Source organism: Frankia nepalensis (assembly GCF_016786325.1).
Taxonomy (GTDB): domain Bacteria; phylum Actinomycetota; class Actinomycetes; order Frankiales; family Frankiaceae; genus Pseudofrankia; species Pseudofrankia nepalensis.
The window spans coordinates 78,513-91,943 of sequence record NZ_JADWYU010000144.1 but is presented as its reverse complement, the minus strand read 5'-3'; the positions used below and the strand labels follow the sequence as shown (position 1 = coordinate 91,943).

At 72.0% G+C, this 13,431-nt stretch carries 12 protein-coding genes; 8 read left to right on the top strand and 4 right to left on the bottom strand.

All coding sequences use genetic code 11. The features are described from left to right. Positions 1-94 precede the first annotated feature (94 nt). Complete coding sequence (locus I6A81_RS22315) at positions 95-937, bottom strand: PhzF family phenazine biosynthesis protein (protein ID WP_307874821.1); 843 nt, start codon at positions 935-937, stop codon at positions 95-97. A 161-nt stretch (positions 938-1,098) separates the two neighbouring features. Here I6A81_RS22315 and I6A81_RS22310 point away from each other — a divergent pair, with 161 nt between their 5' ends. Beyond that, complete coding sequence (locus I6A81_RS22310; protein WP_307874820.1) at positions 1,099-1,926, top strand: arylamine N-acetyltransferase family protein; 828 nt, start codon at positions 1,099-1,101, stop codon at positions 1,924-1,926. Between the two features lie 239 nt (positions 1,927-2,165). After that, entirely contained in the window at positions 2,166-3,578 is a 1,413-nt protein-coding gene (locus I6A81_RS22305; protein WP_203004766.1) for a cobyrinate a,c-diamide synthase, read from the top strand. On the opposite strand, the gene I6A81_RS22300 is transcribed toward I6A81_RS22305, so the two are convergent. Beyond that, on the bottom strand, positions 3,553-4,446 hold the full coding sequence (locus I6A81_RS22300) for a LysR family transcriptional regulator (protein WP_203004765.1): 894 nt from the start codon (positions 4,444-4,446) through the stop codon (positions 3,553-3,555). The two genes, I6A81_RS22305 and I6A81_RS22300, sit on opposite strands and share 26 nt — an antisense overlap. Positions 4,447-4,544: 98 nt before the next feature. On the opposite strand from I6A81_RS22300, the gene I6A81_RS22295 reads away from it, so the two are divergent. From I6A81_RS22295 to I6A81_RS22270, 6 genes are all read left to right on the top strand, one after another. After that, complete coding sequence (locus I6A81_RS22295; protein WP_203004764.1) at positions 4,545-4,931, top strand: YybH family protein; 387 nt, start codon at positions 4,545-4,547, stop codon at positions 4,929-4,931. Positions 4,932-5,919: 988 nt separating this feature from the next. Then, positions 5,920-6,612: a M15 family metallopeptidase gene (locus I6A81_RS22290; protein WP_203004762.1), complete on the top strand. Its 693-nt coding sequence runs from the start codon at positions 5,920-5,922 to the stop codon at positions 6,610-6,612. Continuing rightward, positions 6,609-7,793 carry an alanine racemase gene (alr, locus tag I6A81_RS22285; protein ID WP_203004761.1) on the top strand — a complete coding sequence of 395 codons (1,185 nt, stop codon included), beginning with the start codon at positions 6,609-6,611 and terminating at the stop codon, positions 7,791-7,793. Before I6A81_RS22290 ends, alr begins: the two co-directional genes overlap by 4 nt. 11 nt (positions 7,794-7,804) lie before the next feature. Further along, positions 7,805-8,803 carry a D-alanine--D-alanine ligase family protein gene (locus I6A81_RS22280; RefSeq protein WP_203004760.1) on the top strand — a complete coding sequence of 333 codons (999 nt, stop codon included), beginning with the start codon at positions 7,805-7,807 and terminating at the stop codon, positions 8,801-8,803. After that, a complete protein-coding gene (locus tag I6A81_RS22275; protein ID WP_203004759.1) occupies positions 8,800-10,044 on the top strand; it encodes a sensor histidine kinase in 1,245 nt (414 codons plus the stop codon). The genes I6A81_RS22280 and I6A81_RS22275 overlap by 4 nt, the downstream gene beginning before the upstream one ends. 5 nt (positions 10,045-10,049) lie before the next feature. Next, positions 10,050-10,754, top strand: coding sequence for a response regulator transcription factor (locus I6A81_RS22270; protein ID WP_307874825.1), 705 nt, complete (start codon positions 10,050-10,052; stop codon positions 10,752-10,754). 145 nt (positions 10,755-10,899) lie between these two features. On the opposite strand, the gene I6A81_RS22265 is transcribed toward I6A81_RS22270, so the two are convergent. Then, positions 10,900-11,466, bottom strand: coding sequence for a hypothetical protein (locus I6A81_RS22265; protein WP_203004758.1), 567 nt, complete (start codon positions 11,464-11,466; stop codon positions 10,900-10,902). Positions 11,467-11,612: 146 nt separating this feature from the next. Beyond that, positions 11,613-12,923, bottom strand: coding sequence for a S1 family peptidase (locus tag I6A81_RS22260; protein WP_203004757.1), 1,311 nt, complete (start codon positions 12,921-12,923; stop codon positions 11,613-11,615). Positions 12,924-13,431: the final 508 nt, after the last annotated feature.

Below are 13,431 nucleotides of genomic sequence, written 5' to 3'. Positions count from 1 at the left end.
GCGGGCCCCCCCACCCAGCGGCCCGGCACCCCGCCCACGACCAGACCCCACCGACGCCAGCCCGGCGGCGACCACGCGCCACGAACCGAGCCCCCTACGAACCAAGCTCCACAGCCGGACCCGAAACGGCGATGCCACCACGCGCCGCGACATCCACCGTCAGCACCCCCGGACGCCCCAGCTCCCGCCCCTGAAAAACCGTCAACCGCACCGGCGGCGACACCAGCCCCAGCTCACGCAGATACCCACCAAGCGCCGCCGCCGCCGCGCCCGTCGCCGGGTCCTCGACCACCCCACCCGGCGGAAACGGGTTACGCGCGTGAAACGTCACCGCGTCCGCCCGCCAGACCAGCTGGATCGTCGTCCAACCCTCCCGCCCCATCAACGCGCCCAACCGGTCGAAGTCGTAGTCCAACGCCACCAGCCGCTCCCGCGACCCCGCCGCCACCACCGGATGAAACGCCCCCGCGTAACCGACCCGCGGCGGCAACGCCGGATCCAGCTCCGACGCCGCCCAACCCAGCGCCGCGAGCAGCTCCGCCAGCGCACCAGCCGCGATCGGCTCCACCCGCGGCGCCACACTCGTCAACGTCGCCACCACCTCGGCCCCACTCACCGACGTACCGACCTCCACCAGACCCGCCCGCGTGTGGAACACCAGATCACCCGGGCCGAACCGCCGCGCCCAGGCAACCGCCGCCGCGATCGTCGCGTGCCCACAGAACGGCACCTCCGCCAACGGGCTGAAATACCGCACATCGAGCCCACCAGCCGCCCGCGCCACCAGAAACGCGGTCTCCGAGTAGCCCACCTCGGCCGCGATCCGCAGCATCTCCGCATCCGACAACCCGGACGCGTCGAGCACCACCCCAGCCGGGTTCCCACCCGCAGGCGACGTCGTGAACGCCGCATAACGCAACACCTCGACACCGGCCACGCCACGACCCCCACCCGCTCCGCCGGACCGCCAACCCGGCCCGCGCCTGGCCGTCACTGTACGGACCACCCCCACAGACCACACCAGACAAGCCAGACCCATCCAGACCGACAATGACCACCACCACCCGGAACCACCACCACCCGCCGCGAAGGAGCAGCGTGACCGACGACCCGTGGCACGTCGACCGGCTCGACCTCGACGCCTACCTCACCCGCCTCGGCGTCCCAGCCCGCCCACCGTCACGCGCCGCCCTCGACGAACTCCACGAGGCCCACGTCCGCGCCTTCACCTTCGACAACATCGACGTTCTCCTCGACACCCACCCCGGCGTCGACCTCGACGCCGTCACCGCCAAGTTCGTCGGCCGCGGCCGCGGCGGCTACTGCTTCGAACACGCCACCCTCTTCGCCGCCGCCCTCGGACGCCTCGGCTACCACCCCGAACGCCGCCTCGGCCGCGTCGAAGCCACCCGCACCCACTGCGTCATCGCCGTCACCCTCGACGACCACACCCTGCTCGCCGACCCCGGCTTCGGCATGAGCCTGCTGCGCCCCATCCCCCTCGAGGACGGCGCCACCGACGACCACGGCGGCTGGGCCTACCAGATCCGCCAAGTCCCCGTCGGCGCCGCCGGCCGCGGCTGGGCACTGCACCGCCGACGCGGCGACCACTGGGAACACATGCACACCCACGACGAACTACCCGTCCACCCCGCCGACCTCGTCGTCGGCCACCACTACACCAGCACCTACCCGACCAGCCACTTCCGCCACGGCCTCATGATCACCCGCTTCGGCGACGGCCAGCACACCTCGGTCACCCACACCTCCGTCACCATCCGCCGCCCCGGCCAGCCCACCGAACACCGCGCCCTCGACCCCGACGAACTCCCCACCCTGCTCCACACCCTCGCCGTCCCCCTCACCGACGACGAACAGACCCGCCTGCTCACCAAGGTCACCGAACTCCGCGCCGCCACGGGCTGACCCAGCCAGCGACCGAACCCGCCACGACCACCCGACCCGCCGCGAACCCGGACAACCCGACCATGACAGCCCAGGGGAGCGGGGGAGCAGCCCACCACCCCGCCCACCCGACGCACGGCCGCACAGTCGAAACCATGACCCGTCTCGCCGTCCTGTCCGACATCCACGGCAGCACCCGCGCCCTGCGCACCGGCCGCGTCCCCACGACCAGCCAGACAACGCCATGACACGGTGACCCCATGACCCATCCCGAGGATCGCCACCCCCGACCGGCCATCCTCGTCGCCGCGACCCACAGCGGCGCGGGCAAGACAACCGTCACCTCGACGATCCTGCGCGCCCTGCGACGCCGCGGACTCGTCACCCAACCCTTCAAGATCGGCCCCGACTTCATCGACACCGCCTACCACACCGAAAGCGCCCGACGAACCGCCATCAACCTCGACCTCTGGATGATGGGCGAGGACGGAATCCGCCAGTCCTTCACCACCCACAGCGCCAGCGCCGACCTCAGCGTCATCGAGGCCATGGGGGCGCTCTTCGACGGCACCGAACACGGCAGCGCCGCCCACCTCGCCAAACTCCTGTCCGTACCGGTCCTGCTCGTCCTCGACGTCTGGGGGATGACCCGTACCACCGACGCCGTCCTCGACGGAATGCTCGGCTTCGACCCCGGCCTCGACATCGCCGGAGTGATCCTCAACCGCGTCGGCAGCCACACCCACGCGCAGATGGTCCTCGACGCGCTCTCACCACCGAACCGTGCGCTCGTCCTCGGCTACCTGCCGCACCGGACCGGCCTGCACGTTCCCGAGCGCCACCTCGGACTGCTCACCCCCGAGGAAAACCCCACCTCCGAGGCCGACCGCGACCTGGCCCACAAGGCCGCCGAGAGCACCCTCGACCTCGACCGGCTGCTCACCATCGCCGCGCGGCGAACCACGCCCACGACATCAGCCGAACCGACACGAGCCGAACCGGCCCCAACCCCGCCCACGCCCACCCGGCGCGCTCGCCTGGCGATCGCCCGCGACCAGGCGTTCTGCTTCTACTACGAAGACAACCTGCGGACCCTGCACGACGCCGGCTTCGACCTCGTCCCCTTCAGCCCGCTCGCCGACACCGCGCTACCCGCCGACATCGACGCGATCTACCTGGGCGGCGGATACCCGGAAAGCTTCGCCGCCGACCTCGCCGCCAACACCCACCTCGCCACCGCGCTGAGACACCGCGCCGCGGCCCACCTGCCGATCTACGCCGAATGCGGCGGGCTCATCTACCTGGCCCGCACCCTCACCGGCTTCGACGGCCACACCCACCCGATGAGCGGCGTGCTCCCCATCGACATCGCCATGGACCCGCAACACCTGTCGATCGCCTACGTCGACGCCCGTACCCAGATCACCACCCCCCTCGGCCCCGCCGGCACCCGACTACGCGGCCAGGAGTTCCACCAGTCACGCATCGTCGCCGACGACACCCACACCCCGCCGCTGTACGAACTGACCACCTCCCACGGAACCACCTCACAGGCCGGCGTCGCGGCCGGCAGCGTCGTCGCGAGCTACGTCCACGCCCACCTCGCCTCCAACCCACACATCGCCCACAACCTCCTCCAGGCCAGCCTCACCGCCCGACACCAGGGGCCCTGAACACATCCCGGCCGTGAACGAGGAACTCGCGCACCGCGGGACTGCATGTGCTCTTCCAGACCAGGGCGAGCAACGCCGGGGCGTCGACGTCGTCGAGGACCACAGCCGTAAGCCGATCGCGATAGCCGACGACCATCGAAGAGCTGAGAATCCCGACCGCGAGCCCACGTGCGGCCAGGTCAGCGATCGCATCAGGCGCGCTGGCCTGCAGCGTGATCCTCGGTACCAGCTCGTGCACCGCGCAGGCCCGGTCGAACACGGTGCGCAGGCCAGTACCCGGCGGCATGCACGCGACCGGATGAGCGACAAGATCACCTAGAGTCACATGTCGCTGCCGGGCCAGCGGATGCTCACCCGGAACGACGGCCACAAGCCGATCCCGAGAGACGACCAGCGCGTCCAGCCCGTCGAGGTCGGCGGAAGCGGTTCCGACAAGAGCCAGATCGACACCGCCGGCACGAACCTGGTGGACGAGCCGGTCCGAGGCGTCCTCCACCAGGAGGATCTCCACCCTAGGGTGGGCCCGGTGGAACACGGCGAGGGCGTCGAACAGGGGAGTGACGGTGCAGCCCGTGACCATCCCGACAGTGAGCTGACCGCGCAGCAGGCCGGTCACCGCGCTCATCGTCTGACGAAGCTCGGCGGCCGCGGCGAGCGCCGCGCGAGCAGGTTCCAGCGCGGCCTTCCCCGCCATGGTCAGGGTGACGGTACGGGTCGACCGGTCGAACAACTCGGCACCGAGCTCGCGTTCCAGCCGGCGGACCTGCGCGCTGACACCCGACTGGCTGACATGCACCCGCTCGGCCGCCCGGGTGAACGACCGCTCCTCGGCGACCGCGACGAAGTACTCCAACTGCCGAAGCTCCATAAGCAGAGATTCTAGATATCAGAAGATCTATCTGTTGGACTTCTGGCAGGCGCCGCGACCAGGCTGGAGGCGCCGAACCGGACACCGAAAGGAACCTCATGCCTGACTACGACCAGTACGAGAAGGCCACCCGCCCCGAGGACATCACCCGCCTGTTCGTCGAACGATCCAACGCCGGCGACGCGACCGGCGTCGCCGCGCTCTACGAACAGGACGCGATACTGGCGTATCCGCCAGGCAGCCAGACAGTGGGCCGGGACGCGATCCACGCCCTGTGGGAGAAAGTCCTGGCCACCCGGCCCCACTTCAAGCCGGAACCCCCGCTACCAACCCTCGTCAGCGGCGACATCGCACTCACCTCGACCCCGCCAGCCGACGGGACCGGCGCCCGCGCCCAGGTCGCCCGCCGCCAGCCCGACGGAAGCTGGCTGCGAGTGCTCGACCAGCCCGAGTTCACCCGACCCGAGGCGACACCGCCCGCCTGACCGCCCGCCAATCTCCCACCGACCACCCAGCCTCACAAGATCAAGACCAGTATGATCCCTCCCGCCCCTGTCGGGCATTGAGATGCCCTGACGTCGGGATGCCCTGACGTCCTGTCCGACGCCAGGGGCAAGAAACGACGCCCGCGAGGCCTCTGACGTCGGACAAAACTCCCCGTCACGTCGGACAGGACGCGCGCGAGGCTGGCACAGGCCCAGAGTTCGACCGCGGGCCTGCCACAGGGCGCGACCAAGCCCGCGTCGACCGGGTCGAGCCAGCTCGGCACCGGCTGGGCGCCCCCACGTCCCGCGGCGCGCACGCCTCCGCGAGGCCGGTCACCCGAACCTCGTCCGACGAACCCCGTCCGGCAACGGCCCGTCGCGGCACATCTCCCGCGAAAACCCGCAGGTAAACGCCTGCCCCGGCGCCCTCGAACACCGCTCCCAAACGGCCCGCCCAGCCCCGGCAAACCAGCAGGGCCAAGCCCGCCAGGACTCCCCCAGACAAGCGCCGATAAGGAACATTATGTCAAGTAGAGGGGAGTGGAGCGCCACCCGCCGGCAAGTCAGGCCGGACCGGCCGTCCGACGTGCCGAGCTCGCCAGCCAGACGATCTTGCCCCTCCCCCGGGCGCTGGTATTTGTTGATCTTCAAGATCAACTCGTACCGTGCCGGGTCGTCAACAGCGTTGATTATCTTGAGTGAAGGGGACACCGGCGTCTGACCCTGGGCTGGAAGGTGGCGGTAGAGGGTGACGGGAGCACCCTCGTCCGCGGTTCTCGTAGGTGGCGACCGTTCTTCGGGGACGCCAGCGCTCCCCACCCGGAACTCGCACCCACCGCCCAGGCCCGTGGCCAAGACGTCCCCCTGAGCGTCCCGTCCGCGGTCACGGCTGGCTGGCCCCTGGTCGGAGAAATCCGGTACCTGCGGACAACCATTCGGTTCTCGCGACCGAGGTCAGCCGCCCCCTGCCGGGGTGACAGTGACCGGCATGGCGATATTGCTGGCCGACCCGCGCGTCGCGTCGGTTCCACTCCGCGAGAACCACGAGCCGCTGGTCACCCTCGGGCGATCGTTCGGCACGGCACGGGCCCGGGTGCGCGCCGGGCTCGCCGGGCGGCTGCGCCGGGCGCAGAGCGCGCTGCCCGTCGGGACGAGTCTTCGCGTCGTCGAGGGGCACCGCTCCGCCGTCGACCAGGCGTCGATCATCGCCGCCTACTCCGCGCGGGTACGTACGGCCTACCCGGACGCCTCGCCGGCCGAGCTGGCCCTGCTCACCAGCCGGTTCGTGGCGCCGCTCGAGGTCGCGCCGCATGTCGCCGGCGCCGCGGTCGACCTCACGCTGGCCGGCCCGCACGGCGAACAGCTCGATCTGGGCACGCCCATCGACGCCACGCCCGAGGAGTCGGCGGGCGGGTGCTTCTTCGACGCGCCGGACATCGACCCGCCTGCCCGCGCCCGCCGCGACCTGTTGGCCCGTGTCCTGTCCGAGGTCGGTCTGGTCAACTACCCCACCGAGTGGTGGCACTGGTCGTACGGCGATCGCTACTGGGCGTTGATGACCGGCGCGAAGGCCGCGCTCTACGGCCCCGTGGTCGACCTTGACGCGCCACGGGCCCGTACCTGGCCTTGGACGACACGGAACGCCGACGAGCGCCGGGCCGGCCTGCGGCGGGCCGGGTGACGCCCGCGGCCCTCCAGCAGACGGCAACGACTGGTCCCACGCTGACGGTCGACGTCACGGCGGTCACCGCCAACGTCCGCGCCATCCGCCGCCTGACCGCCGGCGAGGTGATGGCCGTGGTGAAGAGCGACGGCTTCGGGCACGGCCTGGCCGACGTCGCGCGGGCGGCGCTGGCCGGGGGCGCGACGAGGTTCGGGGTGACCAGCCTCGAGGAGGCGTACGCGCTGCGCGACGCGGGGTTCACCCAGCCGGTGCTGAGCTGGCTCAACCCGGTCGACAGCGACTTCGGCGGGGCAGCCCGCGCCGGCGTGGAGATCGCCGTGCCCGGCGACGCCCACCTGCGGGCGGTTGCCCGCCAGGCACCCGGCGCCCGCGTCCACCTCCAGCTCGACACCGGGATGGCCCGCGACGGCGCCCCTCCCGAACAGTGGGAGTCCTTGTGCCACACGGCGCGGCGCGCCGAGCGGGCCGGCTTCGTCCGCGTCGTCGGGGTGATGGGGCATCTTGCCTGCGCCGCCGAGCCCGGCCATCCGGCCAACGGCCGGGGACGCGAGCTGTTCGACTGGGGTGTCCGGGTCGCGCTGGGCGCCGGGCTGCGCCCGCGCGACCGACACCTCGCGGCGACGGCCGCGACGCTGTCCGACCCGCGGACCCATCACAGCCTGAGCCGGATCGGCGCGGGCCTCGTCGGCATCGACGAGTCGGGCAGCGTGCGGCTGCGCCGGGCGCTGCGGCTCACGGCCCCCCTTGTCACCGTGCGGACGGTGCCGGCGGGAACACCGGTCGGCTACGGGCACACCTGGACGTCCCCGCGGGCGACCCGGCTCGGTCTGGTGCCGGTCGGGTACGCCGACGGGCTGCCCCGCGGCGCCGGCGAGCGCGCGCTGGTGCAGGTCGCGGGGGTGCGTCGCCCCGTCGTGGGCCGCATCTCGATGGACATGACCGTCGTCGACCTTGGCCCCGACCCCGCGGTCTGCCCGGCGCGGGCCGGCGACGTGGTGACGCTGTTCGGCCCAGGAGACACCGGTGAGCCGACGACGGCCGACTGGGCTCGCTGGGTGGGAACGCTGGAGCACGAGTTCGTCACCGCGCTCGGGCGGCCGCGGCTGCGCCGGGTCGTCATCGGCCACGGGGTCACCAGTCACGGGGTCACCGGCCAGGGCGAACAGGCCGCGCGTTGAAGGGGGTCACCATGGCTGGGAGCCGCATCGCCGTCATCGGCGGGGGGACCAGTTGCGAGCATGAGGTCTCGCTGGCCTCCGCCGCGGCGGTCACCGAGGCCCTCACCGGGGCCGGATACGCCGTGGAACCACTCACCATCGACCGCGACGGCCGGTGGTTGGGCCACGCGGGCCACCTCGTCGGGCTGGCCGGCGCCGTGCGGGTGCTGGGCTCCTGCGTGGCCGCGGTGCCGATGCTGCACGGGCCAGGTGGCGAGGACGGAACGCTGGCCGCGCTGTGCGAGCTGGCCGGTGTGCCCTATGTCGGTTCCCGGGTGCGGGCCGGGGCGATGGCCATGGACAAGTGGGCGACGAAGCTCGTCGCCGAGGCCGTCGGTGTGCGGACGGCGCCTGGCACCCTGGTGACACGGGCGCGGGCAGCCGCCGGCCTGCCGACCGGCCCACTGCCGGCGGTGGTCAAGCCGGTCTCGGCCGGCTCGAGCTATGGGGTGTCCCTGGTCCACGACGCCCAGCGGCTCGCCGCCGCCGTCGAGGCCGCGTTCGCGCTCGATGACCGGGTGCTCGTCGAGGAGGTGGTTCACGGCCGCGAGATCGACCTGGCCGTGCTCGGCCGGCCTGACGGCACCCGGACGGTGGCTCCCCCATTGGAGATCGTCACCGGGCGCGCCGGGTTCTTCGACCTCGCCACCAAGTACGACGGCTCCGCCCGGTTCCTCGTGCCCGCTCCGCTGCGCGCCGCGCAGCTGACGTCGCTGCGGGAGGCGGCGCTCACCGTGTACGACGCGCTCGGGTGCGCCGGCGTCGCCCGCGTCGACTTCTTTCTCACCGACGCCGGCCCTGTGCTGAACGAGGTCAACACGATGCCAGGATTCACCAGCCATTCGCAGGTACCGCGGATGTTCACGGCGCAGGGCGTCTCCTACCTCGAGCTGCTGGAACTGCTGATCGCCGACGCGGTGGCCGCGGCCGGGGACCGGCGCGGCGAGCACGCCGCGCCGCGGGTCGGATGAGAACCCAGGAGCGGTTCACCGCCGGGACCGCCGCCGTGGTCGGGATGGCGATCGTCGTCGTCGGCCTGGCGGAGCTCGACCGGACCTTCCGGCCGCCCGGCTCGCTGGTGCTGGACTTCATCTTCCTGCTGCTGGTCGCCGCCGCCGTGGTCACCGCCCTGCGGGCGCCCGCGGCCGCGCTGGGCACGGCCTGGGCCGCCGGGCTCGTCCAGCTGATCGGTGGCATACCCGTCCTGCTGACCGAGGGCTCGATGGTCGTGGTGCTGTTCGCCGCCGCGCGCTGGGGGCGGGTACCCACGGTTCTGGCCGCCGCCGCCTCGGCCGGTCTCGCCCCGGTCCTGGGCGTGGCCTGGGTCCGCGCGCGCCGGATCCGGGCGGGCCAGGCCGGGAACGCGCTGTACGACCTGCTCACCGACTACGGCCCGCCGATCACCGTCTGGGGCGTGATCCTGTTCGGGGTCACGCTGCTCGCCCTCCCGCTGCTGGCGGGCCTGACGCTGCGGTTCCTGTCCCGGGCGCGGACCGCGCAGGCCGCCCGCCAGGTCGCGGAACACGACGCCCAGCAGGCCCAGGAGATCGCCCGGCTGCGCGACGCCCAGAACCGGCTCGCCCGCGACGTCCACGACGTGGTCGGGCACTCGCTCACCGTCATCCTGGCCCAGGCGGAGTCGGCCCAGTTCCTGGACGACCCCGATAGGCTCAAAACGACCATGCAGACCATCGCGACCTCCGCCCGCGCCTCGTTGCACGACGTCCGCCAGGTGCTCGAGCCCGCGCGGGAGCCGGACCGTGGGCGCCGCGGTGGGCTCGACGCGCTCATCGAGACCGTCCGTTCCAGCGGCCAGCCCGTCGACTCGACCGAGGTCGGCGAGGCCCGTCCGCTGCCGCCCGAGCTCGACGCGGTCGCCTACCGGGTGCTGCAGGAGATGCTCACCAACGCGATGAAGCACGGCCGGCGCGACCGGCCGACGCTCGTCGAGCGACGGTGGCCGGAGCCGGACAGCGGCGACGCGACGTTCACCATCCAGGTGACGAACACCGTCGACGCCGCGAGCACACGCGACGACCTCGGCGGCGGCCAGGGAGTCGCGGGCATGCGCAGGCGGCTGGCGTCCGTCGGCGGCAGCCTCGACATCCGGCGGACCGAGCAACCCGACGGCCCCGAGGGACCCGACGGACCGGCCTTCACCGCGGTCGCGCACCTGCCGGTGCGCTCGCCGTCCCCCGGGCGACCGGCGTGAGCGGCGTGACCGGGTCCGACGGGACGGACGAGACGGACGCGACGACGGGCACCGCCCAGATAGGCGTTCTTCTCGTCGACGACCAGGAGCTCTTCCGGGAGGGTGTGCGCGTCATCATCGACGCCCAGCCCGGTATGCGGGTCCTGGGCACCGCGGCCGACGGCCGCGAGGCCGTCGGGCTGGTCGATGACCTCTCCCCCGACGTCGTGCTCATGGACATCCGCATGCCCGAGATGGACGGCGTCGAGGCCACCCGGCAGATCTTCGCGCCCGCGCGCGTGTCCCGGCGCGCGAAACCGGTCCGGCTGATCATGCTGACCACCTTCAACCTCGACGACCGGGCGGCCGCCGCGATCCGCCACGGGGCGAGCGGGTTCCTGCTGAAGGACACCACCCCCGCCCAGCTGCGCGACGCCATCCGCACGGTGCACGCCGGCAACGCCGTCCTCGCGCCGCGGGATCTCACCAGCCTGCTGGACCACGAGTTCCGCGTGCCCTCCCAGCCGCCGGCGGCCTTCCTGTCGCTCACCGACAAGGAACGTGAGGTCTTCTTCGCGGTGGTCCGCGGCCTGTCGAACACGGAGATCGCCAGGCTGGTGTTCGCCAGCGAGTCGACCGTCAAGACCCACGTCGGCGGGATCCTGCGCAAGCTGGCACTGCGCGACCGCGTCCAGATCGTCGTCTTCGCCTACGAACACGGCCTCGTCTGAGGCCAGGCGAGCGGGCGATCCCGGCCAACGGGTCCGGCTGGGCGCTTCGGTGACCAGACCCCGACCCCGACCGTTCACGATCTGGGGCGCGGCGGACCGGTGCCGACGGAAGGCACCGCGGAATGCGACGGTGGCCGCCGTCGCGCTAGCTGGTCGTCGCGGGCGCGGTGACCGGCGGCTCGGTCATCCGAAGGACGATGATCGGCGCGTCGCCGTACCGGTCCCGCGCCGCGGCCGCCAACCGGTCGCCGGCCGGCGTGCCGACCTCGACACCCGAGCCGTCGTGCCGGGGAAGGACCGACCAGATCGGCACTCCGCGGTTCCTCCAGTACGCCAGATCAGCCTGGATCCGCGCCGCGAGGGCGATCAGTTCCTGACGGGTGTGCGGCGCGTCGCGGAACACGACCGAGACGTTGCCCGCCACGGCCCGGACGGCGTCGTCCAGGTCGCCTCCCGGGCGGCGGTAGACCACCAGGGTCACGCCGGACACCGCGATCCCCGCGTACTGGCGGGGGTGACGCGAACCGACCTCCTCCACGCGCGCGGCGGCATCGGCGGGCGACTGCCCGGCGGGCGGATGGCCGGCCGTGGGCCTGCCGCGCGCGGGGTCATCCGGGGTACCGGGCCCGGATGGTGGTATCTGGGCACAGGCCACGGCCGCCAGCACCAGCGCGGCCGCCACGGCGATCAGTGCCGGCTTCCGGCTCACCATGCCCACGGGCCCCCTTCGGTTACGGTTCCGGGTGTCCAGTCGTTGCGCGCGGCCGAGACCACGGCGGCCGGGCGCGGGAGCAGGTTCCCTGGCCACGCCTCGTGGCCAGGGAACCTGCTATCTCACTTTTTCAGTACCGCTTTTTGTTACCAGAGGCTGACGCCGTAGGCGGAACCGTAGAAGGCGATGCTGTCGGCGAACGGGAAATACCACGAGATGGTCGGCTGTCCTACCGCCGAGCCACAGCGCTTGGCCGTGCCGTAAAGCACGGCACCACTGGTGACGCCTTCGGCTCGGTTCACGCTACCAGGCGCGTAGTTGGCGCCACCCGAGTCACCCTTCTCCACGCAGGCCGAGTGCCTCGTCAGTCCGTACACCGTGTTGACGCCGTCGAAGACGACCGTCTCGTTCTTGCCGGTTATGTATCCACAGGTCAGCTTCGTCTTGATACCGGACTTGCAGACGTAGGTGCCGACGGGGGCGTCGGTGTAGCCGCTGACGTTGATGAATCCGCCGTTGGACGGGTTGGTGTCGATCCAGGGCCCCTGGATCCAGTAGGCGGTGTTGGTGGTCTCGATGAGGGCGTCGTCGAACGACGGGAACCAGCGCGACCGCACGGTCCCGAAGGTGACACCGCCCTGCCCGGTCACCGTCTGGTTGGCGCTGACGCAGTGGCCGGCGGTCAGCAGGTAGCGCTTCCCGTTCGACGGGTTACGCAGGTTGAACCCGGCGGAGCAGGAACTGCCGTTGATCAGGTCGCCGCCGTCCATGAAGTCCGCCGTCGCGGTCGGTGCCGACGGCAGGTACTCGACGCGCACGGCGTCGCCGTACTTGGCCAGGTTGTCCTGGGCCTCCCGGCCGAGCTTGTCCTTGACCACGGAGACGACGACGCTGTTGGTCGTCGGATCGATGTACCAGCCCGACAGGCCCCGGATCGCGGCCTGCGGCTTCCCGTTTGGCGCCCTGTCCCCGGTCTTCCCCGGTGCCTTGCCGGCCAACGAGTCGAGATCCGTCACGACGGACTCGAGGGCGGCATAGCTGCGCGGGACGACCTTGGACTGCGCGCCCAGCTTGGCCGCCTCCCCCGCGCCGGCGTCGGACGTCGCGCCCACGACCAGCCGGCCGCTCTGCGGGTCGAACCAGGATCCGGCGAAGTCGGCGCCGAGCTTGCCGCGTACCTCGCCCTCGAGCTGGACGGCCTTCGCCTGCTTGGTCAGGCGGTCCTTGGCCTGCGGCTCGGTCAGCCCCAGGTCACGTTGCAGCGCGGCGATCACCTCGGCCGTCAGCCCGTCGGCCGCCTTGTCCGCCGGGCGGCCCGGGGCCGACGGCGACGGGGCGCCCTCCGGCGCGGCCTGCGCCGGCAGCGTCGTGACGGTCCACGACACCGCCGCGCAGGCCGCGGCCACGGTCACGGCGCCGACGCGCGTCCAGGAGCTCCTTCTTCGTATGTCCTTCATGCCTTTCCCCTCATGGCATCTACGGGCGTTTCACCCACGTGGTCACGCGGCCACGGTGAGCGCCGCGCGGTATTTGTTCGGGGTGGCCGCACGGCAAGCTGACGCGCCGGCCACCCGCGGTTCTTCGCCTTTCAGGAAACGACCCCGACTTCGCGGTGATCGCGGAAGGAAGGTTATCCGGGGTGACCGTCAGGGCACGGTAGGCAGAGCTGGACCCATTCAGTCGGGTGGCGGACAGTCTCCGGTCTCAATGAGTGAGCTCTTTAGATTCGGGCCGGCGTTTCGGAGGGCTGGAACCGCCCGGCCGAGGCGGGTGGTGCGCCTCGCGGCGCGCTGTTGGCCCACGGGGCCGTCGTACTCCGGGGGGCGCGGGCTCATCGACGGCGGAACGGCCCTGGTATGGGGCATGGCCGGCGTGGGGACCCCGCGCGACGACGTGGCCGAGACCAACAGAGCCGGGACCAACAGAAGCGAGACCAACGGAGCCGAGCACGGCGGGGCCGCGGGC

Coding starts and splice junctions, on each gene's coding strand:
- I6A81_RS22305 (WP_203004766.1), top strand. CDS start 2,166: ATGACCCATCCCGAGGATCGCCACCCCCGACCGGCCATCCTCGTCGCC.
- I6A81_RS22300 (WP_203004765.1), bottom strand. CDS start 4,446: ATGGAGCTTCGGCAGTTGGAGTACTTCGTCGCGGTCGCCGAGGAGCGG.
- I6A81_RS22295 (WP_203004764.1), top strand. CDS start 4,545: ATGCCTGACTACGACCAGTACGAGAAGGCCACCCGCCCCGAGGACATC.
- I6A81_RS22290 (WP_203004762.1), top strand. CDS start 5,920: ATGGCGATATTGCTGGCCGACCCGCGCGTCGCGTCGGTTCCACTCCGC.
- I6A81_RS22280 (WP_203004760.1), top strand. CDS start 7,805: ATGGCTGGGAGCCGCATCGCCGTCATCGGCGGGGGGACCAGTTGCGAG.
- I6A81_RS22275 (WP_203004759.1), top strand. CDS start 8,800: ATGAGAACCCAGGAGCGGTTCACCGCCGGGACCGCCGCCGTGGTCGGG.
- I6A81_RS22265 (WP_203004758.1), bottom strand. CDS start 11,466: ATGGTGAGCCGGAAGCCGGCACTGATCGCCGTGGCGGCCGCGCTGGTG.
- I6A81_RS22260 (WP_203004757.1), bottom strand. CDS start 12,923: ATGAAGGACATACGAAGAAGGAGCTCCTGGACGCGCGTCGGCGCCGTG.